Below are 22,023 nucleotides of genomic sequence, written 5' to 3'. Positions count from 1 at the left end.
CTGCGTCGGGTGGCTCAGATGGATAAGGAGTCTTATGACCATCCCCCGTCATGTCCATAGCCAGGTTCGCCCTTATGGCGCCCCTGAGGTTGCCACCCTCTTTCTGGCTCTGCTCTCGGGCATGTCTCATTCGGTGCAGGCTGCCCAACCTGTGCCTGCCGAACTCAAGCTCGCCATCGGCGCCGAACCTACCGAAGGGTTTGACCCCTTGCTGGGCTGGAGTCACGGCAGCTACCTGCTGCTGCACAGCCCTCTGCTCAAGCAGAACGCAGACCTCAGTTGGCAGGATCTGCTCACCCAATCGGTGACCACGAGCAAGGATGGCAAGGGGTGGCTCATCCGCCTCAAGCCCGATCTGAAATTCTCCAACGGTGCACCGCTCACCGCCGAGGATGTGGCCTTTACCTACAACAGCGCGGCCAGGGGCGGCGGCAAGATCGACATGGGCAACTTTGTCTCGGCCAAGGTGGTCTCGCCCACCGAGGTTGCCATCACCCTGAGTGCTCCCCAGAGCACCTTCGTCAACGTGCTGGGATCCTTGGGGATAGTGTCGAAGCGCGATTACGACGCAAAAGCGTATGCCCAAAAGCCGGTCGGTGCCGGCCCCTACCGGCTGGTGAGCTTCCTGCCCGGCCAGCAACTGGTGGTGGAGGCGAACCCCTATTACGCCGGTGGCAACAACGACTTCAAACGGCTGGTGTTTGTCTTTATCGATGAAGAGAGCGCCTATGCCGCTGCCCAGAGCAGCCAGCTCGATCTGGTGCGCATCCCCCCGTCGCTGGCCCCCACAGTGCCTGCCTCGCTCAAGCTCTGGGTGCGACCGAGCGTGGAGAACCGTGGCATCGTCTTCCCCATTCCGCCTGCGGGCGGCAAGGATGCCAAGGGTTATCCCATCGGCAACGACGTAACCTCGGATGTCGCGGTGCGCCGCGCCATCAACTACGCCATCGACCGCAAGCTGCTGGCCGATCAACTGCTGGAAGGTCACGCCATCCCCGCCTACAGCGCGGTAGAAGGCCTGCCTTGGCTGAACAAGGCCACCGCCTTCAAGGATGGTGATGCCGCCCATGCCAACGCCCTGCTCGACGAGGCGGGCTGGAAGAGGGGCAGTGACGGCATTCGCCACAAGGGCGACCTGCGCGCCGCCTTTACCCTCTGGTATACCAGCGGTGACAGCACCCGCCGGGATCTGGCGGAAGCGGTGCGGGCCATGCTCACACCCATCGGTCTCGACGTGAGCCTCAAGTCCGGCAGCTGGGAGCAGGTGGAGCGGGAGATGCACGCCAATCCGGTGTTGATGGGGTGGGGGAGTCTGGATCCCATGGAGCTCTATCACCACTACCAGAGCGGCTCCGGCGGCGTGGAGTTCTACAACCCTGGCTACTACAGCAACCCTGTGGTGGATGGCCACCTCAAGCAGGCGCTGGATGCCCCCGACTGGCAGGCGGCCGTGCCGTTCTGGCAGCAGGTGGAGTGGGATGGCAAGACAGGTGCCGGGGTACAGGGAGGTGCCGCCTGGGCCTGGCTGCTCAACGTGCAGCACACCTATCTCGCCAACCGCTGCATCGACCTTGGCAAGGGGGCGCCGGAAATTCACGGTAGCTGGTCACTCCTCAACAACCTCTCTGACTGGCGGTGGACGTGCCGTTAAGTTCGTCCACCATGATGACTGCCACTCTGAAAGCCCTGCTGCGTTTGGCAGGGCTGTTCTGTCTGGTCTCGGTCGCCACCTTTGTGCTGCTCAGCTACTCCCCCATCGATCCCATCAAGGCCTATATCGGCAACGATCTGCTGCATGTGCCACCCGAGCAGTATGCCCGCATCGCCGCCCGCTGGGGGCTGGATCAGCCGCTCTGGCTGCGTTACTGGCACTGGTTTAGCCAGGTGCTGCGGGGGGATCTCGGTTACTCCATGCTCTACAACGCGCCTGTGGGTGAGGTAATAGGGCAGCGCTTTGCCGCCTCCTTCCTGCTGCTGGCGGGGGCCTGGCTGCTCTCCGGTTTTTTCGGCATTTTGCTGGGGCTCTGCGCCGGTCGCTATCTCAACCGCTGGCCCGATCGCCTTATCTGCCGCTTCGCCTATCTGCTTGCCTCCCTACCCACCTTCTGGGTCGGTCTCTTGCTGCTCGCGCTGTTTGCGGTGTACTGGCCGCTGTTGCCGGTCTGCTGCGCCTGGACGCCGGGGCTCGCTGCCGATGAGGCGGACTGGCTGATGCGATTGCGCCATCTGCTGCTGCCGGTGACCACGCTGGCGCTGCTCGGGGTGGGCAACATTGCCCTGCATACCCGGGGGCGGGTGGCCGAGGTGCTGGAGAGTGACTTTATCCGCTACGCCCGCGCCCAGGGGGATGGCGGCTGGCCCATGCTGCGCTTTCACGTGCTTCGCCACGCCCTGACCCCGGCGCTTTGCCTGCAGTTTGCCTCCCTGGGGGAGTTGATTGGCGGGTCGCTCTTGGCAGAGAAGGTTTTCTCCTACCCGGGGCTCGGGCAAGCCACTGTGGATGCGGGGCTGCGGGGAGATATCCCCTTGCTGATGGGCATAGTGCTCTTCTGCACCCTGCTGGTCTTTATTGGCAATACGGTGGCCAGTTTGCTGCTGGCCCGCATCAATCGGGGTTGGGAGGGTGAGCATGCTGTTTAATCCGCTCCCCTCCTTGCTGCGTCTGGGTTTTGCCCTGATCTGCCTGCTGCTGTTGGCCAGCTATGGCTGGAGCCTCTCTCATCAGGATGTGCCCATGGATCTGCTGGCTCGCCAGCAGCCCCCCTCGCTGGTTCACTGGTTCGGTACCGATCAGATGGGACGGGATCTCTGGCTGCGGGCCTTTCAGGGCACCCTCACCAGTCTGGAGTTAGGGCTAGGCACCGCCCTGTGCAGCGGGCTGCTGGCCATGGTGGCGGCAAGCGTGTCGCTTATTCATCCCAGATGCGATGTGGCGGTGCGGCTGGTGATCGATGCCATGCTGGCGCTGCCCCATATGCTGCTGTTGATCCTGATCTGCTTTACCGCAGGGGGCGGCATGCACGGGGTGATCCTGGCGGTGGCGCTCACCCACTGGCCCAAGCTGGCGCTCATTCTCTGCGCCGAGGCGCGGCGGATCGCCTGCAGCGACTATGTGGTGCTGGCCCGCTGTCAGGGGATGGGGGCGCTGCGTCGCTGGCGCACCCACCTGCTGCCGGGGTTGTTGCCCCAGTGGTTTATCGGCACCCTGCTGATGTTTCCCCATGCGGTGCTGCACAGCGCCGCCTTGAGCTTTCTCGGCTTTGGGCTGGCGGCCCACGAGGCCTCCCTTGGCCTGCTGCTGGCCGATGCGTTGCGTTATCTGGCCGGTGGCGGCTGGTGGTTGGCCCTCTTCCCGGGGCTGATGTTGCTGACGTTGGTTTTACTGTTTGATCAAGCTACCCGCGCCCTGCAACAACTCTGGTTTGGGAGTGAACAATGCTGAGCTTCGACCATGTGACCATAGAGGCGGCCCACTACTCCTGGCTGGGGCGGCGCAACTGGCAGCCATTGCTGACCGATATCAGCCTGCAACTGGCGCCGGGGGAGATAGTGGCACTGGTGGGGGGGAGTGGCGAGGGCAAGAGCCTGTTGCTGCAAAGCGCCTTGACCCTGCTGCCAGACAACCTGCGGATGCGCGGCACTATTTCGCTCGATGGCGTGCCCCTGTGCGACAAGAGCCGGGCCCGTTTGCGCGGCCACACCCTCTGCTATGTGCCGCAGGGGGTGAGCGCCCTCAATCCGCTGCTGACGGTGGAGCGCCAGCTGGGGCGTGCGGCGCGTCTCTGCGGCCAGAATGGCTCCCGCGAGCGGCTCGGCCAGCAACTGCTGCGCTACCAGCTGCCCACCACCACCCTGGACAGCTATCCGCGCCAGCTCTCCGGCGGCATGGCCAAGCGCATTCTGGCCTGCACCGCGGCCCTTGGCGGTGCCCGCTACATTCTGGCAGACGAGATCACCGCCTGGCTTGACGAGGGATTGGCCTGCCAGCTGCTCAGCCAGTTGCGTGAATTGGCCAATCAGGGCAGCGGCATCCTCTGGGTCACCCACGATCTGGCGCTGGCGGCCCGCTTTGCCGATCGCATCGTGGCGCTGCATCAGGGCCAGGTGAGTGACACCTTGAGCAGCCACCATCTGCAGCAGGGGCAGGGGAGCGAGATGCTCCGCGCCCACTGGCAGGCGCTGCCGGAGTTCAATTCGCTCTTTTCTGTACCGGAGGTCGCTGATGTTTGAGGTACGGGATCTCACCATCGCCCAGGGGAAACGCCCCCTCTGGCAGGGGTTGTCGCTGACGGTGAAAGCGGGCGAGCGGCTCGGCATCTCTGCGCCAAGCGGCCACGGCAAGACCACGCTGGGGCGGGTATTGGCAGGTTGGCAACCGATTGGGGCTGGCGGTCAGCTCCTGCTGGATGGGCAGCCTGTGCCTGAACGGATAAAAGGTTATAACCCCATCCAGCTGGTGCCCCAGCGCCCGGAGCTCACCTTCAATCCCTATCGCACTACCGGGCAGGCGCTGTGGGATGTGTGGCGCCCCGATGACGCCATGCTGGCCCGCTTTATGGTCAAGCCTGCGTGGCTTGGTCGTAAACCCGGTCAGCTCTCCGGTGGCGAGTTGGCCCGCATCGCGTTGCTGCGCGCCCTCGATCCCCGCACCCGATTGCTGATTGCCGATGAGGTGACCGCCCAGCTGGATCCGCAAATCCAGCGCCAGCTCTGGAGGGAGTTGATGCTTGAGTGCGAGCAGCGCGGGCTCGCCATGCTTGTCTTCAGTCACCAGCAGGCATTATTGCGCCAGATCTGTCATCGGGTGCTGCGCTTTGGAGAGATACAGCCCGAATCTGGGGCGCTGACCGAAAGCGCGGCTTGAGAGTTGGTTCCCCTCATCCCCAGCCCTTCTCCCGCAAGGGGAGAAGGGCGCGGAAGGTGCCTTTCGCCTGGCTAGGGGTTTGTAAGACAGGGCGGGTTGTTATGCTGGCTGGCCCTCTCAGGGGGCGAATATTTCGAGCATATTGCCAGCATCCACGAACCGGTTCCCTCTCCCTGGGGAGAGGGCCAGGGTGAGGGGACGCGAGTGTGCGACGCTGCCCATTCTGGGCAGATAGAACGGCTGGCAAGGTTCGCAGATAAAAGAGAGGGAGGCATCAGCCTCCCTCTTTTGTTATCCACCGTTATCAGCGGTTGTGATCTATCCGCACTCAAGCAGTCGCCAGCCAGTTGAGCCAGGCATCCATCCCTTCGCCTGTGGTGGCGCTGACCTGGATCACCTGAATATAGGGGTTGACCCGTTTGGCGTTCTCGATGCAGCGGGCCACGTCAAAGCTGACATAGGGCAACAGATCGATCTTGTTGATCACCATCAGCTGGGCGGCGGCGAACATGTCCGGGTACTTGAGGGGCTTCTCTTCCCCCTCGGTGACGGAGAGGATCGCCACCTTGTACTTCTCGCCGAGATCGAAGCTGGCGGGACAGACCAGATTGCCCACGTTCTCGATAAAGAGAATGCCCCCTTGATTGGCGGGCAGCTGGTGGCAGGCGTCGTGGACCATTTTGGCGTCCAGATGACAGCCCTTGCCGGTGTTGATCTGCACGGCAGGGACGCCGGTGGCGCGAATGCGATCCGCATCGGCGCTGGTCTGCTGATCCCCCTCAATCACGGCGCAAGGGCGCTTGTCGGCCAGCTGGCGCAGGGTTTCGCACAGCAGGGTGGTTTTGCCTGAACCCGGGCTCGATACTAGGTTAAGCACCAGCTGGGCCGCCTGGTCGAAGTGTTCGCGGTTGTGGGCGGCCAGCTTGTTGTTCTTGGCCAGCACATCCATCTCGATGGCGATCAGCTGGCGTTGCCCCATGCCGGGTACCGACAATCCCGCTTCCCCTTTGCCATAGTGCAGATCACCCTGCTGATGGTCATGGTCATGGTCATGGTCATGGTCATGGTCATGGTCATGGTCATGGTCATGGTCATGGTCATGGTCATGGTCATGGTCATGGTCATGAGAATGGCTGTGATCATGGGGATGCTCATGATGATGGTCGTGGGGGTGATCGTGATGGTGCTCATGACCCTCTGCTCCCACTGGCGCCCGTACCCCGTGGTAGTGGTGATGGACATCCCCCTGATGGTGATAGTGGTGGTGAATGATCAGGGTGCGCGGTGCGCTCTGCACGTGGTCATGATGGTGATGGGCGTCATGAGCATGATGGTCGTGCTCATGGCCATGTTCATGGTGGTGCTCATGAGCGTGTTCATGGTCGTGATCGTGGTGGTGGGAATGTTCGTGATCATCTTTATGGCTGGCGATCCGCGCCTGGCCGCATCCGCATACGCTACACATATCAACTTACCTCGATGTCGGTGATGCGCAGGCTATCACCCTGCGCGACTCGTAATTTGTATCCGCCACACTCGGGACAGGCCTGCCCGCGCTCGGTGAGGGTGACCGTCTGGTTGCAGTCGTAACACCAGGCCTCTGCCGCTTGGTGCTGAAAGTGAAGCTGGGCCCCTTCGACGGCGGTGCCCTTGGCGGCTGCCTCGAAACAGAAGGCAATGGTGTCCGGGTCGACGCAGGAGAAGCTGCCGACCTCGAGCCAGAGGGCGGTCACCTTGTTAAAGCCCCGCTGGGTGGCCTGCTCGGCGGCCAGATCGATGGCGGCCATGGCCAGAGACATTTCGTGCATGGTGGCTCCTTAACCGATATGGAGAGGAGCAGTGACTCCTCCCTGTAATTGACGGAACGGCATGGCTGCTCAACAGATCCGCGGGAGCAGTTCCCCTTGCGGCAGCTCCAGATAACGGCGGCTGCCCCAGGGGTTATTGAGGATCACCTTGTGACGATCGCTCGTCTGCACCACGCCGATCTGGCTGGCAGCGGGGTTGAATTGCCGCAAGATGCCCAGCGCGTCCTGCGCCTGTTCGGCAGGCAGGGCCAGCACCATGGTCCCCTCGTTGGCGAGATCATGGGGCTCGAAACCGTAGAGTTCGCACAGGCCGCGCACTGGATCGCAGACCGGAATGGCGGACTCCTCCAGCTCGATGGCAACGCCGGAGGCGCTGCTCCACTCGTTGAGCACGGCGGCGAGGCCACCACGGGTGGCATCGCGCAGGGCGTGAGGGGTAATACCTGCCTGCAGCAGCGCTTCTACCTGCGGCCAGAGGGTGGTGCAGTCGCTTTTCAGATCAGATCCCAGTTGCAGGGCGTCGCGGGCCATCAGGATGCAGGCGCCGTGGCTGCCGATATCCCGCGACACCAGAATGGCGTCACCGGCTTTGAGGTTGCGCACCGAGATACCCCGGCTCTGTTCGGGCAGCGGGAAGGTGCCGACCCCGCTGGTGTTGATAAAGATCTTGTCGGCTGCCCCCTTGGGCACCACCTTGGTGTCGCCGCAGACGATGCGGGCGCCGCTTTTGGCCAGCTCTGCGGCCATCGACTCGACGATGCGGACGAGATCCGCGTAGGGGAACCCCTCCTCGATGATAAAGCTGGCGCTCAGATACTCGGGCTTGGCCCCCATCATGGCCAGATCATTGACCGTGCCAGCGATGGCCAGCTTGCCGATGTCGCCCCCCTCGAAGAACAGTGGCGAGACGGTAAAGCTGTCGGTGGTGAAGGCAACGGGCCCGCTCACCGGCAGCAGGGCGGCATCTTCACCGCGCAGCAGGATCTCGTTGCCAAAGTGGCGAAAGAAGAGCTGGTTGATCAGCTGATTCATTTCCACACCGCCGCCGCCGTGGCTTAACTGAATTTCTCTCATCGCTGCTGGATCCCCATATAGCGGTAGTAGGCATTGCAGGCCCCCTCGGAGCTGACCATGCAGCTGCCCATGGGCTGGGTCGGGGTGCAGCCCCGGCCAAAGACCTTGCACTGGTTCGGCTTGGCCAAGCCGCGCAGAATGTCGGCGCACTGGCATGCCTTGTGGTCATCGATGGGGGTCTCACTGAGTTGAAAGTGGCGCTCCGCATCGCGCCTAGTGAAGGCATCCCGCAGGCGCAGGGCGGAGGCGTTGATGTCCCCGAGACCTCGCCAGCGAAAGTGCTCGCGGGTCTCAAAATATTGGTCGACCAGCCGCTGGGCGGCCCGGTTGCCGCTGGCGGTGACGGCGCGGCTGTACTGCACCTCCAGCGCGTAGCGCCCCTCCACCTTCTGGCGCACCATCATCAGCAGGGCCTCCATTACATCCACCGGCTCGAAGCCGCTCACCACCACAGGCACCTGATAGCGATCAACGATGGGCAGGTAGATATCGGCACCTGTGATGACGCTGACGTGGGAGGGGCCGATAAAGGCGTTCACCTTGGCAACCCCGTCGGCCATCACCGCATGAATGGCGGGTGGCACCAGCACATGGTTGATATGAAACAGCAGGTTCTCAATCCCCTCAGCTTCAGCGGCAGCCAGCAAGGCGGCGGTCATGGGGGTGGAGGTCTCGAAACCGATGGCGAAGAAGACCACGGTTTTTTCCGGGTTCTCGTGGGCGATGCGCAGCGCATCGAGGGGGTCATAGACCGGGCGGATATCGCTCCCCTTGGCCCGCTGCTGGGCCAGCGAGCCCTTGGAGCCAGGCACCCGGATCATGTCCCCCAGGGTGACCAGAATGACGTTGGGCTGGCGAGCCAGCTCGATGGCCTGATCGATGCGCTCTTTGGGCATGATGCAGACCGGGCAGCCGGGGCCGTGGACAAACTCGATGCTGGCCGGCAGCAGCTGGTGCAGGCCGTACTTCATGATGGTGTGGGTATGGCCGCCGCACACCTCCATCACACGCAGCGGCTCGGGCAGATCGTTGGCGAGTTCAGTGATCTGGGCGGCGAGGGCGCGGATCACCTCGGGCTGACGAAAGCCCTGAAAGAGATCATTGAGGGTCAGCATGGCAAGATATCCTGTGCAGGCATCAGGGCCACCATCTGGCGGAAGCTCTCGAGGCTGGCCTGCGCCTCCTCCTGGTCAATCTTGCTCATCACAAAGCCGATATGGAGCAGCACATAGTCGCCCACCTGGAGGGGCTCTTCGAGCAGCATGCAGCTGACGCGCCGTTGCACCCCCAGGGTATCGACGGTGACGCAGTTATCTTCTGGGTGCAGCTGCACCACCTGAGAAGGTATGGATAGACACATGGATTTCAGGACTCCGACAAGGTGGCACAACCGGTTGTGGCAGGCTGGTGCGTGGCAAGATGGTGGATGGCAAACCAGAGCTGACCGGCGGCTATGCCACCGTCATTGAGTGGCAGGGTTTCAGAGGTCAATACCTGCCGACCGATAGCCTCAAGGCCGGGAACAAGCTGGTCCATCAGCACCCGGTTTTGAAACACGCCGCCCCCCAGCGCCGCCGGATAGCCGGGGAAGCGCTCGGCAAGGGCGATGACCAGATTGCTGATGGCGCGGATAAAACCGGCAGCCAGGCGGGCGTTGGAGGTGCCTTTGCGCTGTTCGTTGATAAGGGTTCTGAGCAACTCGGCCCACTCGATCTGCAGCGGCCCCTCTGCGCTCTGGTGCAGGCCAAAGGCGAGGGGGAAGGGCAATTCATCGGGGGTCAGCTGCAAGGCAGCCGCCTCCAGCAATAGCCCCGCTTCGCCCTCGTAATCCGGGGTGTCGATCACTCCCAAGAGCGCCGCCACCGCATCGAACAGCCGACCGATGGAGCTGGTGTAAGGGGCGTTGCGACCGAGATGCCAGAGCTGGTGCAGATTGCTGATCCGCTTAAGGGGCAGTTGCTTGATCGCCGGAATATCGAGGGCGCTGATCTGCTCCACACCATAGGATTCGAACAGCAGCCCCAGCAGCTGGCGCACCGGCTCGCGAATCGCCGCCTCGCCGCCGATCAGCTTGAAAGGCTGGAGGTGGGCAACCCGCTCGAATCCCTGAATGTCTGCGATCAGCAGCTCGCCACCCCAGAGGGTGCCGTCATCGCCAAGGCCTGTGCCATCGAAGGCAACCCCCAGCACAGGGCCCGTGATGTTGTGCTCGGCCATCACCCCCAGCAGGTGGGCGTGATGGTGCTGCACCTCGAGTTGGGTTGCACCATGATCGCGGCAATAGCTTTTGGCCCACTGATGGCTGAGGTAGCCGGGGTGGCGATCCGAAACCAGAAGTTCGGGTTTGAGATCGTAGAGGTCGCGAAAGGTCGCCAGGGTCTGCTCGAAGTGACCCTGCATCGGCAGGCTGTGCAGATCGCCGATATAGGGGCTGTAGATGCGCTGGCGACCGAAGGCGAGCGCCAGCTGGTTCTTCTGCTGCGCCCCGACCGCCAGCAGCGGCACCTTGACCGCCTCTTGCAGGCTGGGAGTGCAGGGGGCATAGCCCCGGGCGAGGCGCAACGTCTGGCGTCGCCCGCCCGCCCACTGCACCAGACTGTCGTCGCAGGGGTGCAGTATGGGGCGGTTGTGATCCAGGATGCCGTCAATCTCGCCCCCGAGTTCCCTGACCACAGCGTCGCACTCGATGAGGATCGGGCTGCCGCGGCTGTTGGCGCTGGTGGCCACCAGCGGCATGGCGCAGGCCTCCAGCAACAGCTGATGGAGCGGGGTATAGGGCAGCATGACGCCGAGATAGGGAATGCCGGGGGCGATCCCCTCGGCCAGCGGTGCGGCTGATTGTCGGGATTCTGAGTGCCGATCATCATTTTTGCGCTTGTGCAGCAAGGTGATGGGTCTGGCCTGAGAGGCGAGCAGTTGCCACTCGTCTTCGCTGCCGGTGACATGCAGTTTGGCCTCGGCAAGGGAGCCCATCATCACCGCCAGCGGCTTGCGCGCGCGCCGCTTGAGCGTTCGCAATCTGGCCACACTCTGTTCATTGCGGGCATCACACATCAGGTGATAGCCCCCCATCCCCTTGACCGCAATCAGCGCCCCGGTTTGCAGGGCGCGGGCGGCCGCTTGCAGGGCATCCTCCCGCTCGGCCAGCGCATCGCCGTGGCCGGAGCGCCAGCTGAGGTGGGGCCCGCACTCGGGGCAGCTCACCGGCTGGGCGTGGTAGCGCCTGTCCAGCGGGTTTTCATAGGCCGCCGCGCAGCGCGGGCACATGGCAAAGTCGGCCATGGCGGTGTGGGGTCTGTCGTAGGGGAGGCGGCGGATGATGGTGTAGCGCGGGCCGCAGTGGGTGCAGTTGGTAAAGGGATAGCGATGGTGGCGATCCGCGGGGTTGGCCACGTCCGTGGCGCACGCCTCGCACATCCCCTGATCCGGCGAGATGGCGACCGTGGCGGCGCTCTGCTGCTGGCTGGCCTTGATATGAAAGGTGCCGTCGTAGTCGGGATTATGTTCGGAGTCAGCGTCTTGAGGCAGTTCACGTTCGCTGAAATGATCGATGCGGCTTAAGGGAGGCGCCAATTCCCGCAGTTCGCGGGCAAAGCTGGCCAGTTGCTCGGGGGATCCCTCGGCGCCGATAGTGACGCCGCTCGCGTCGTTCAGCACATAGCCGGCAAGGCCGTGGCGCAGCGCCAATCCATAGACGAAGGGGCGAAAGCCGACCCCCTGCACTATGCCGTCCAGATGAAATTCGCGGCGCAGTCGGGTGCTCGTTGGGGTCCTGGTCGTCATGGCGCCATCCTGAGGGGGGCTGGTGTCCCAACCTGATAACAAGGGGGCAGAAGGCCTTCCCTGACGACAAGAGGGCAGGGTAGGGCCGGCCATCCGGCGATCATCCTGGGGAATGTCATGCGATATCGAACTCCCGTCTGCTGCCCTGCTGCCACGGCACGGGATCAGGGTGCAACGAACCAGGTTGCAATGGGCGCCGTGGGGGGAAGGGGCCTTGGTTTGGCAGGGAAAGGAGGAGAGTGGCCCCTGCCGCGGAGGCCAAGTTTATCGGGTCAGTGGCCCCCATTACCTTGATCTCGCACCGGTTTGAGTGCCAGATGCGGCGCTTCTTTGCGATCCTGTGAGGGTGGCCACGCCCGTTGACGGGAGAAGTCACCCGTTAGGGGAAATGAAGAAGGGAGGCGAAGCCTCCCTTTTGTGTGTCATGGCCGCGAGCATGATGCCCCTATGCCATCAGATATCCACCTGAGAGCCCAGCTCTATCACCCGGTTGGGCGGGATCTCGAACTGATCCGGCGCCCGCAGGGCGTTGCGTTGCAGCAGCATAAAGAGCTTGCCGCGCAGATAGAGGTACCAGGGGCGCTCCTTCATGATCAGCGACTCGTGGGCCATGAAGAAGGATGTCTCCATCATCCGGCAGCTTAAGCCCTCGGCGTTGCAGCGGTGGAAGATCTCCTCCACGTTCGGGGTCTCGCGCCAGCCGTAGCTCGCCACCACCCGCCAGAAGGTGGGGGAGAGCTGCTCGATGCAGACCCGGCGCACGTTGTGGACATAGGGCACATCCTCCACCTTCAGGGTGAGCAGGATGATCCGCTCGTGCAGCACCTTGTTGTGCTTGAGGTTGTGCAACAGCGCATGGGGGATCACATTGACCACCCGCGACAGATAGACGGCGGTGCCCGCCACCCGGGTCGGCGGGGATTTTTCCAGCGAGGCGATCATGGGATCTAGGGAGTTGCCGTGCTCGTTCAGGCGGCGAATGAGCTGGAAACGCTCGCTCTTCCAGCTGGTCATCAGGGTGAACATGACGGCGCCCAGGGTCAGCGGCAACCAGCCGCCGGAGAAGATCTTGGCGAGGTTCGCGGCAAAGAGCGGCACGTCGATGGCGAGCAGCAGGGCGAGCAGGGTCGCCACCAGATACTTGTTCCAGTGCCAGCTGTTCATCGCCACCGAGCAGGAGAGGATGGAGGTGAGCACCATGGTGCCGGTCACGGCGATGCCATAGGCCGCCGCCAGGTTGCTGGAGTGCTCGAAGCTCATGATGACGATCACCACGGAGACATAGAGCAGCCAGTTGATGACCGGAATATAGATCTGGCCGGACTCCTGCTCCGAGGTGTGCACGATGCGGATGGGGGAGAGATAACCGAGCCGCACCGCCTGTCGGGTGAGGGAGAAGACCCCGGAGATCACCGCCTGGGAGGCGATCACAGTCGCGAGCGTCGCCAGCAGCAGCAGGGGCAGCAGGGCCCAGTTTGGCGCGAGCAGGAAGAAGGGGTTGGCGATGGCTTCGGGGTTGCCGAGCAGCAGGGCCCCCTGGCCGAAGTAGTTGAGCACTAGCGATGGCAGCACCACCATGAACCAGGCGCGGCGAATGGGGCTCTTGCCAAAATGGCCCATGTCCGCATAGAGCGCCTCCACCCCCGTGATGGCCAGCACCACGGCGCCCAGGGCAAAGAAGGAGGCGCTCTGGTAGGCCATGAAGAAGCGCAGCGCCCAGACAGGGTTGAGCGCCCCCAGCACCTCGGGGTGCTGGAGGATGCTGTTCAAGCCCAGCACCGCCAGGGTCAGGAACCAGATCAGCATGATGGGGGCAAACAGCTTGCCCACGGTGGCGGTGCCGTGTTTCTGGATGGCGAACAGCAGGGTCAGCACCAGCACCGAGAGCGGCACTATATAGGGATCCAGGGAGGGGGCCGCTATCTTCAAGCCCTCGATGGCCGACATCACCGACATGGCCGGGGTGATCACCACCTCGCCGTAGAAGAAGCTGCTGCCCACGAGCCCCAGAATGATCAGCACCGGCGTCCATCTCTGCGGGGTGTTGCGGGTTGCGAGCGACATCAGGGTGAGTATGCCCCCCTCGCCGGCGTTGTCCGCCCGCATCACAAAGGAAAGGTACTTGACTGACACCACCAGGATCAGCAGCCAGAAGATCAGCGAGAGAAAGCCGAGAATGGAGGCCGGCTCGACGCCGAACCCGAATTGACCTGACAGGCACTCGCGCAGGGTATAGAGCGGGCTTGTGCCGATATCGCCATAGACCACGCCGATCGCTGCCAGCATGACGCCGGAGAGGGCGGGTTTGTTAGTACAGTTCATGAAATTATCTTGTCAGATTGCCGGTGGCGTAGTCGCCAACACAGGGGGCCCGAGCGATCGGAAAACCGGGATCGTTATTCGGGAGGGTATTCAAGGATTGCAATGGGAAAGGGCGTTAGCTGGATATAAATAGGAAGCTCATCATGGACACAGTCTGTTTATCTGCGATTCAGCTTATGATGACACAGAGCCCGTGGGAGTATGCTCAGGTATAAATAATCAAAAAGAGGTGGGTAACGAAATTATTAATTGGCCGCCGATTGAAATACCTCGTCCAGACCTTGGCAATTGATTGTTTTAGCTGGCTATCCATTTTTGCCAGCGTTTTGCATCAAGCTGGTCGAAAAATAAACGATAAAATGCTGGCTAATAAAGAGGGGCTTTGGCAGTAAAAAAGAGGGGGTAAGGCTGCGATGGAGTCTTTTTTTAGAAGATATGGGCTGTCAAGGAAGTGAATTGTAATGGCCAATAAATGGAATAAAGTTTGATAAGTATTCTTGACTTGGTATCTGTAGATGCTTCTATTAAGGTATTTGTAAACATTAAGTAAATGGCCCTTCAAACGGGCCATTTATTTAAAAATATAATTGCATTCTATAATTGGGATTTTAATTTTTGGATTATGACCAATCTTCTATAACATTTTCTAGCTTTTTGAAATAAAGTCTTAGTTGTTGAAAATCATCAGGTGAAATTGTTTTAGCGTGAGCATCAGGTCTCCCAGTCAAATTTATTTCCTCAAGCATCATTATCAATTTATTCTTCTCTATTTCAAAAACATTGCTGAAGCTATCCCATTCCCTTTTAATTATATTTATCAACTCGAGGAAGAACATAGGAGATGAGTCTTTTTCCAGTAGTTCTGAAAGACTATAGTTTTGTAGGTGGACTCTTCGTCCTTCTGGTATCGAAGCTATAATAGCATCTTTGGCTTTTTTAGCACCCATAGAGATTTTTAATGAATTTCTAACCAATACACGCAGACCTTTTTCCAATCTATTCCTACGCAAGGAAACTTCCTGAACTTTTTCTTCATCTGATAGATGTATTTTTTCATGCTTATGCTTATTCTTAAGTAATTCAGAAACTTCTTCCAAGTTAAAAAAGTACCCTGACGCTCCCTTTTGAATCAGGCCATACCCTTCTAGATGTAAGGTCTGACTGATATTTTCATTAGCGAATTCATTAAAGGTTTCCAGGTCATCCTGAGCTAAAAAACATAGCATCTCATACTCGTCAGGATACCATTCAGAGAGGACCTGAATCATCATCTCCAAGTAATCTCTGGATATTTTTCTGAATTCATTTTTTGCCTGGCTATATATGGCTTTGTCAATGGTCGTAGGCCTTTCAGACTTGGAGAGTTTATTTATTTGACTACATGCTTGTCGAATAAGAAATGGGTGGCCGCCATAATCTTCGGTGAGCTTTGCGGCCATTAACGAGTCAAACTTTAATCCCATGTAGTCCCCAAGACGGGTGACCATCTGAAAGACTTGTTCTGGTGTAAATGGTGGGACATATTGGCTTGGTATTGATGCATATATTGGGTTGTCATGACCTAGCAGAGTGGGAGATTCAATGCAACTTGGGTTTGTTCCAACAAGCATATAGCATAAAACATGAGGATGCTTCTGGTAAAACCCCCTCATTGTTTGCCAAAAGAAAATGAAGTCATTATCTTCACGCCAATGACTGGATGAACCAGTTTTTGGTGAAACTCGTTCAATCTCATCAAATATAAATAAAGTACTTGATGGCTTTTTCGATCGATATATTTTTTGTATATCCTCTTCAAAGCTATCTGCTGCAAACTTAGTACAATATCTTCCTATGGTATCAATTTTTATCTTGGAACCTTTTGTCTTGTGGTAGAGTCGCACTAATCGTTCAAGTAATTCGTTCCACCGCAAACCATGAATTGACGGACTTTCACAATCTAATGATACTACACAGTCATTATTTGATTCTAAACGTCTTTGTATTGCATAAACAATAGAGGTTTTTCCACTTTTCCTGAGCCCAAATAGACTGGTATGCTCTCCGGATTGATATCTACTGACAATTTCACTTATCAAGTTTGAACGTCCGAAAAAATAGGTGTCTTTTTTGAGCGGAGATAAGAATGAGAAAAGATCTCTTGAATAAAAATGCTTTCTAAATCTATTTTCTAAGACTCTGGTAGCATTTTGATCACTCATTTCTTTATAGGTTACAGGGATTATTATTTGATGTTCAGGATCTGCTTTTAATAATCCTTCAACTTTCTCTTCAACATCTTCTGCACGACTAATAAGAATCCCACAGACCGTTTCTGCTCGCATCTTCGGTAGTCGTCGATATACTTGCTCAAAGAAATCTAATGATCTCGGTTCGAAATTTTCATATCCACTTAGTACGCATACAACCTCTCGCTCTATATTGAACATTTCTGATGTCTTATGTGTTGGCTTCATCAGAAAATAATTATATGTTGACTGTGCTATTTGTAACTCTTTTCCTGAACTGGTTAAATACCATTCACGAGAAAGAGAAACGAGAATTTTTCTCTCTTCTGCGTTAAACCGATCAAGCACAAATTGTTTGTGAAATCCAGGATTAGTAATAGCCTTATCTAACATGAGCTTATCCTATGCTGATTATTTAAATGTAATAAGTGGGTCGTTACTTATTTTTATGAAATTGATTGAAGTTCTAATTTAGAAATATTGATGCTTGTTATCAATGGGAATGATACTAACTAGCATGGTAAAAAAATGAAGTAGGTAATGCTGAAAAGTAGCTCTAGTTCAACAAATTTATTAATAGTGATGCCTGAGGAAGGGGGCACGATTCTAGTGTCGACCTCGTCACTTTTGTCATGTCGATCAGGGGCTGGCCCCTTCGTCACGCTCGTCAGTTGCGGTAAATACCCCCTTGATCATCAACATTACCTTTATTTTCATAGGCTTGTGATTTTTTGGTGGGCCATTTTTCCGTGTTGGTCTGATAAATGCCTCGTGGGACAGACCGCGTTGTCGCCTGCCAGGTGGGTGAGGGCGGTCGGGTGTAACGAACCATTTAGGATCCCTCTCTATAAACAGCTTCGTGATTGCAGGTCCCAGTCTCTGTAAACCTGTGAGGTGGCGTGCGCCGTTTCACGCCTGTCCGGGCTCTGCGTTCAGAGTTGAGGCTGCCTTGAGTAGCCACTCGGTGGGGCACCGATCATTGGCGCTCGGGGCCGGCTCGGGTATAGTCCTGCGCCAACAAGATAGGTTCGGATGGAGGAGTCGGCGCCGCGTCAGGCAAGCGGGCCGACGCTTCCCTTCGGCGCGGCTTTAAAGGATATCCCCATGAAATTCAGTCCCCTGCTCGATGAGATGATGAAGGCGCTGCAGGTCTTGCCCGGCGTGGGCCCCAAGTCGGCCCAGCGCATGGCGTTCACCCTGCTGGAGCGCGAACGCAGCGGCGGCCTGCGTCTGGCCTCCCTGCTCAATCGGGCGCTGACCGAGATCGGTCACTGCAGCCACTGCCGCACCTTTACCGAGAACGATCGCTGCGAGATCTGCGCCAATCCCAAGCGCGAGGAGAACGGTCTGCTCTGCGTGGTGGAGAGCCCGGCGGACGTGGCGGCCATCGAGCAGACCGGCCAGTTCTCCGGCCGCTACTTCGTGCTGATGGGCCATCTGTCGCCGCTGGACGGCATAGGCCCGGAGGAGCTGGGGCTGGAGATCCTGGAGCGGCGGCTGAAGGATGAGCACATCAAGGAGCTGATCCTCGCCACCAACCCCACCATAGAGGGGGATGCCACCGCCTGGTATATCGCCGACATGGCCCGCGCCGCCGGGGTGGAGGTGAGCCGCATCGCCCACGGGGTGCCGGTGGGGGGCGAGCTGGAGCTGGTGGATGGCACTACCCTGTCCCACTCCCTGATGGGGCGCCAGCGCATCTAAACCTGCTTATGTGCCTGCTGCGAAACCGTGATCAAGGCTCATGTGCTGCTCGGAATCCTCATTTATGCCTATAAACTTCGGTTCCTGCGCTGCTCTTCACCTTGCTGACGGCTTCTCGCGACGGCTCATAAACAGGTTTGGCTGGATGGTACAAGAAATGGCCATCCGAGCCCGCAACAAGGGGTCTGTGTGCAAGTTTGCACTCAAGTTTGCACTCTGGCCCCTTGATATTTGGTGGGCCAGCCCCATCTAGGTTGGGAATCTGTTCAACCCGACGTTTTGAGGACTGGTCGATGACCCAAAGTGTTCACGCCGAAACCCACGGCTTTCAGACTGAAGTCAAACAACTGCTGAGCCTGATGGCTCACAGCCTCTACTCCAACAAAGAAGTATTCCTGCGCGAGCTGATCTCCAACGCATCCGATGCGGCGGACAAGCTGCGCTTCAAGGCGCTTTCCGATGCCTCTTTGTTCGAAAACGACGGCCAGCTGCGCGTGCGCCTGGTGGTGGACAAAGAGAACAAGACCCTGACCATCTCGGACAACGGCATCGGCATGACCCGGGACCAGGTGATCGAGCATCTGGGCACCATAGCCAAGTCCGGCACCGCCGAGTTTTTCAAGCACCTCTCCGGTGATCAGGGCAAGGACTCCCAGCTGATCGGTCAGTTCGGGGTGGGCTTCTACTCCGCCTTCATCGTCGCCGACAAGGTGACCGTCATCTCCCGCGCCGCCGGCACAGAGCCGGGCCAGGGCGTGCAGTGGGAATCGGAAGGGGAAGGCTCCTTCACCGTGGCTGACGTGACCAAAGAGGGTCGCGGCACCGACGTCATCCTGCACCTGCGCAGCGATGAAGAGGAGTTCCTGGACGACTGGCGCCTGCGCTCCGTGGTTGCTAAATACTCCGACCACATCAGCGTGCCGGTGGAGATGTTCAAAGAGGGTACTCCGGATCGCGAAGAAGACGGTGAAACCATAGTCGGGACCCCGGGCGAGTGGGAGCAGGTCAACCGCGCCACCGCGCTCTGGACCCGCAACCCCAAAGACATCAAGGACGAGGAGTATCAGGAGTTCTACAAGCACGTCGCCCACGACTTCGAAGATCCCCTGCTGTGGGGCCACAACCGGGTGGAAGGGGCTCAGGAGTACACCAGCCTGCTCTACATCCCGGCCCGCGCGCCGTTCGATCTCTACAACCGCGAGCAGAAGCACGGCCTCAAGCTCTACGTGCAGCGTGTCTTCATCATGGATGACGCCGAGCAGTTTATGCCGACCTACCTGCGGTTTGTGAAAGGGGTGCTGGACTCCAACGATCTGCCGCTCAACGTCAGCCGTGAAATTTTGCAGGACAACAAGGTGACCGCCTCCCTGCGCAAGGCCTGCTCCAAGCGGGTGCTGACCATGCTGAACAAGCTGGCGAAAGAGGACGGCGAGAAGTACGCCAAGTTCTGGAGCGAGTTCGGCAATGTGCTCAAAGAGGGCCCGGCTGAGGATTACGCGAACCGCGAAGAGATCGCCAAGCTCTTGCGCTTTGCCAGCACCGCCGGCGAGGGCGAGGCCCAGACAGTGTCGCTCGAGGACTACGTTGGCCGCATGAAGGAAGGCCAGCAGAAGATTTACTACATCACCGCCGACTCCTATGCCGCGGCCAAGAACAGCCCGCATCTGGAGATCTTCCGCAAGAAGGGGGTCGAAGTGCTGCTGATGTGGGAGCGGGTGGACGAGTGGCTGATGAGCCACCTCACCGAGTTCGACGGCAAGCAGCTGGTCTCCGTCACCCGTGGCGAACTGGATCTCGGCGAGCTGGAGGACGAGGCGTCCAAGCAGGCCCAGGAGGAGGCTGAAAAAGCCAACGCCGGTCTGGTGGCGCGGGTCAAGCAGAGCCTGGCCGATGCGGTGAAAGAGGTGCGTGTCACCCACCGCCTGACCGATTCCCCCTCCTGCATCGTCACCGACGACCACGGCATGAGCACTCAGATGATCAAGCTGATGCGCGCCGCCGGCCAGCCGGTGCCGGAGCAGAAGTATATCCTGGAGCTCAACCCCGACCACGCCCTGGTGAAGAAGTTGGGCGCCATCGAAGACGAGGCGCTGTTCGGCGAGTGGGTCGCCCTCTTGCACGAGCAGGCCCAGCTGGCGGAGCAGGGCGGGCTCAATGATCCGGCGAGCTTCGTCTCCCGTATCAACCGTCTGCTACTCCAGGCGTGATGTGATTGGCCCACTGCAAGGCAGTGGGCTTTTTTTTGACCGACGCCGCCCCCGGGGCGGCGTCGGTCGCCCTGGTGACTGCTGCATTTTCAATCATTTTTGGTGGCAGGGGCCTGCGTCTTTGGTCGCAGAGACGGCGCCAGGGAGTGGTGATAATCTGGCCACTCACACGGGGCGAGCTTGTTAATACGGGCGAAAACGTGTAGTTTTTTGCCTTCTCAAGAATTGAATAACCAATCAATTAGGAGCGTGTATGCGCATTGTTCTGTTGGGAGCACCGGGTGCCGGCAAGGGTACCCAGGCTCAGTTCATCATGGAAAAACACGGTATTCCGCAGATCTCCACCGGCGACATGCTGCGTGCGGCGATCAAGGCGGGCACCGAGCTGGGCCTCAAGGCCAAGGCCGTGATGGACGCAGGTCAGCTCGTCTCCGACGACATCATCATCGGCCTGGTCAAAGAACGTATTGCGCAACCGGATTGCGCCAACGGCTTCCTGCTGGACGGCTTCCCCCGCACCATTCCCCAGGCGCAAGCCATGAAGGATGCCGGTGTGGTGGTGGACTTCGTGCTGGAGTTCGACGTGCCGGACGAAGAGATCGTCAAGCGCATGAGCGGCCGCCGCGTGCACTCCGGCTCCGGCCGTACCTACCACGTGGTGTTCAACCCGCCGAAAGTGGAAGGCAAGGATGACGTGACCGGCGAGGATCTGGTGATCCGTGCCGACGACGAAGAGACCACGGTGCGCAAGCGTCTGGATGTCTACCATCAGCAGACTGCGCCGCTCATCGGCTTCTACGGCAAGGAAGCGGAAGCGGGCAACACCCGTTACGTCAAGATCGACGGCACCCAGCCGGTGGATCAGGTCAGCCAGCAGCTGGCGGCGATCCTCGGCTAAATCTGGTCTTGCCACCGGCATTGCCCGGCGTGCTGGCAATCCTCTTGCCACGCCAGGGGGCAATCGAGGGGCAACGACATTGAGACAAGGGTCCATACAGGGCCCTTTCTTGCATTATCACAAGCACGACAAACACCCCACGACAGGACGCTAACGTGACCACGAAAACCGGGATCTTGCTCGTCAATCTTGGGACCCCAGCGGCGCCAACCTCGGCGGCCGTCAAGGCCTTTCTCAGTCAGTTCCTGCAGGACCCCAGGGTGGTCGAGATACCTCGCCTGCTGTGGGCCCCGCTGCTGACCTTCGCCATACTGCCGTTTCGGGCCCCCAGGGTCGCCAAGCTCTATCAACAGGTCTGGACCGAGCAGGGCTCGCCCCTGATGGCCATCAGCCAGCGGCAGCGGGCGGCGCTGGAGCAGGAGCTCAAGCGGGAAGGGGTCGATGTGCCCGTGGTGCTGGCCATGACCTATGGCTCGCCCTCCCTCGACGAGGGCTGGCAGGCGCTCAAGGCCCAGGGGGTCAACCGGGTGATACTGCTGCCGCTCTATCCGCAGTATGCCGCCAGCACCACGGCTGCCGTGTTCGACGGCTGGGCCCGGGTGATGAAAAAGGAGCGCCACCTGCCGGTGATGCGCCTGATCCGCGACTATCACAACCACCCCGAGTACATTCAGGCGCTGGCCATGAGCGTGCGTCGCCAGTGGGAGCAGCAGGGCCAGGGTGAGCACCTGCTGATGTCCTTCCACGGCATTCCCCAGCGCAGCGAGGACGAGGGGGATCCTTACGGTCACCAGTGTCGCCGCACCGCCGCCCTGCTGGCGGAGGCGCTGGGTCTGTCCCCCGAGCAGTGGAGTGCCAGCTTCCAGTCCCGCTTTGGCAAGCAGGAGTGGCTCAAGCCCTATACCGACGTCACCATAGCCCAGCTGGCGGAACAAGGGGTCAAGCGGCTCGATGTGATCTGCCCGGCCTTCTCGGCGGATTGCCTCGAGACCCTGGAGGAGATCCAGGTCGAGAACCGCGCCGTCTTCATGGACGCGGGGGGAGAGCAGTTCCACTACATACCGGCCCTCAACAGCGATCAGGCCCACATCCGCATGATGGTGTCGCTGATCTGCCGCGAGCTGGCGTGAGGGGT

At 59.5% G+C, this 22,023-nt stretch carries 18 protein-coding genes; 10 read left to right on the top strand and 8 right to left on the bottom strand.

Annotation, left to right across the window (positions count from 1 at the left end):
* Positions 1–34: 34 nt before the first annotated feature.
* From AAHB08_RS15770 to AAHB08_RS15750, 5 genes are read left to right on the top strand one after another with little or no spacing between them, the layout of a single operon-like run.
* Positions 35–1,651 (top strand): ABC transporter substrate-binding protein, encoded by a 1,617-nt coding sequence (locus AAHB08_RS15770; RefSeq protein ID WP_342059453.1) that lies wholly within the window; start codon positions 35–37, stop codon positions 1,649–1,651.
* A complete protein-coding gene (locus tag AAHB08_RS15765; protein WP_342059452.1) occupies positions 1,636–2,640 on the top strand; it encodes an ABC transporter permease in 1,005 nt (334 codons plus the stop codon). The genes AAHB08_RS15770 and AAHB08_RS15765 overlap by 16 nt, the downstream gene beginning before the upstream one ends.
* Positions 2,630–3,442: an ABC transporter permease gene (locus tag AAHB08_RS15760; RefSeq protein WP_342059451.1), complete on the top strand. Its 813-nt coding sequence runs from the start codon at positions 2,630–2,632 to the stop codon at positions 3,440–3,442. Before AAHB08_RS15765 ends, AAHB08_RS15760 begins: the two co-directional genes overlap by 11 nt.
* Entirely contained in the window at positions 3,436–4,230 is a 795-nt protein-coding gene (locus AAHB08_RS15755; RefSeq protein WP_342059450.1) for an ATP-binding cassette domain-containing protein, read from the top strand. The genes AAHB08_RS15760 and AAHB08_RS15755 overlap by 7 nt, the downstream gene beginning before the upstream one ends.
* Positions 4,223–4,864 (top strand): ATP-binding cassette domain-containing protein, encoded by a 642-nt coding sequence (locus AAHB08_RS15750; RefSeq protein WP_342059449.1) that lies wholly within the window; start codon positions 4,223–4,225, stop codon positions 4,862–4,864. The genes AAHB08_RS15755 and AAHB08_RS15750 overlap by 8 nt, the downstream gene beginning before the upstream one ends.
* Positions 4,865–5,192: 328 nt before the next feature.
* Here AAHB08_RS15750 and hypB read toward each other — a convergent pair whose 3' ends face one another.
* The gene (gene hypB, locus AAHB08_RS15745; protein ID WP_342059448.1) at positions 5,193–6,071 is read right to left on the bottom strand and encodes a hydrogenase nickel incorporation protein HypB; all 879 of its coding nucleotides are present in this window, start codon (positions 6,069–6,071) and stop codon (positions 5,193–5,195) included.
* Between hypB and AAHB08_RS15740 the strand changes: the two genes are divergently transcribed.
* The gene (locus AAHB08_RS15740; protein ID WP_342059447.1) at positions 5,952–6,353 is read left to right on the top strand and encodes a hypothetical protein; all 402 of its coding nucleotides are present in this window, start codon (positions 5,952–5,954) and stop codon (positions 6,351–6,353) included. The genes hypB and AAHB08_RS15740 overlap by 120 nt on opposite strands.
* Here the strand turns inward: AAHB08_RS15740 and hypA are convergent.
* The 7 genes from hypA to AAHB08_RS15705 all read right to left on the bottom strand — a co-directional run bounded on the left by hypA (position 6,331) and on the right by AAHB08_RS15705 (position 16,472).
* Entirely contained in the window at positions 6,331–6,672 is a 342-nt protein-coding gene (hypA, locus tag AAHB08_RS15735) for a hydrogenase maturation nickel metallochaperone HypA (RefSeq protein WP_005301911.1), read from the bottom strand. The genes AAHB08_RS15740 and hypA overlap by 23 nt on opposite strands.
* 69 nt (positions 6,673–6,741) lie before the next feature.
* Positions 6,742–7,746, bottom strand: coding sequence for a hydrogenase expression/formation protein HypE (gene hypE, locus AAHB08_RS15730; protein ID WP_342059446.1), 1,005 nt, complete (start codon positions 7,744–7,746; stop codon positions 6,742–6,744).
* Positions 7,743–8,861 (bottom strand): hydrogenase formation protein HypD, encoded by a 1,119-nt coding sequence (hypD, locus tag AAHB08_RS15725; RefSeq protein WP_342059445.1) that lies wholly within the window; start codon positions 8,859–8,861, stop codon positions 7,743–7,745. Before hypD ends, hypE begins: the two co-directional genes overlap by 4 nt.
* Positions 8,855–9,106: a HypC/HybG/HupF family hydrogenase formation chaperone gene (locus AAHB08_RS15720; protein ID WP_342059444.1), complete on the bottom strand. Its 252-nt coding sequence runs from the start codon at positions 9,104–9,106 to the stop codon at positions 8,855–8,857. Before AAHB08_RS15720 ends, hypD begins: the two co-directional genes overlap by 7 nt.
* Before the next feature lie 5 nt (positions 9,107–9,111).
* Positions 9,112–11,529 carry a carbamoyltransferase HypF gene (gene hypF, locus AAHB08_RS15715; protein WP_342059443.1) on the bottom strand — a complete coding sequence of 806 codons (2,418 nt, stop codon included), beginning with the start codon at positions 11,527–11,529 and terminating at the stop codon, positions 9,112–9,114.
* Between the two features lie 453 nt (positions 11,530–11,982).
* The gene (kup, locus tag AAHB08_RS15710; protein ID WP_342059442.1) at positions 11,983–13,851 is read right to left on the bottom strand and encodes a low affinity potassium transporter Kup; all 1,869 of its coding nucleotides are present in this window, start codon (positions 13,849–13,851) and stop codon (positions 11,983–11,985) included.
* Between the two features lie 620 nt (positions 13,852–14,471).
* Positions 14,472–16,472, bottom strand: coding sequence for a hypothetical protein (locus AAHB08_RS15705; protein WP_342059441.1), 2,001 nt, complete (start codon positions 16,470–16,472; stop codon positions 14,472–14,474).
* Between the two features lie 711 nt (positions 16,473–17,183).
* Here AAHB08_RS15705 and recR point away from each other — a divergent pair.
* From recR to hemH, 4 genes are all read left to right on the top strand, one after another.
* On the top strand, positions 17,184–17,783 hold the full coding sequence (recR, locus tag AAHB08_RS15700; RefSeq protein ID WP_025326665.1) for a recombination mediator RecR: 600 nt from the start codon (positions 17,184–17,186) through the stop codon (positions 17,781–17,783).
* 293 nt (positions 17,784–18,076) lie between these two features.
* Positions 18,077–19,990: a molecular chaperone HtpG gene (gene htpG, locus AAHB08_RS15695; protein WP_247626671.1), complete on the top strand. Its 1,914-nt coding sequence runs from the start codon at positions 18,077–18,079 to the stop codon at positions 19,988–19,990.
* Positions 19,991–20,243: 253 nt separating this feature from the next.
* Positions 20,244–20,888, top strand: a complete 645-nt coding sequence (adk, locus tag AAHB08_RS15690; RefSeq protein ID WP_025326667.1) for an adenylate kinase — start codon at positions 20,244–20,246, stop codon at positions 20,886–20,888.
* A gap of 155 nt (positions 20,889–21,043) precedes the next feature.
* Positions 21,044–22,018 carry a ferrochelatase gene (gene hemH, locus AAHB08_RS15685; RefSeq protein ID WP_025326668.1) on the top strand — a complete coding sequence of 325 codons (975 nt, stop codon included), beginning with the start codon at positions 21,044–21,046 and terminating at the stop codon, positions 22,016–22,018.
* Positions 22,019–22,023: the final 5 nt, after the last annotated feature.

The sequence above is a fragment of the Aeromonas sp. OTU364 genome, from assembly GCF_038440395.1.
GTDB lineage: Bacteria > Pseudomonadota > Gammaproteobacteria > Enterobacterales > Aeromonadaceae > Aeromonas.
Note: the sequence above shows the minus strand (reverse complement) of the source record. Positions and strands in the feature narration are given on the sequence as shown.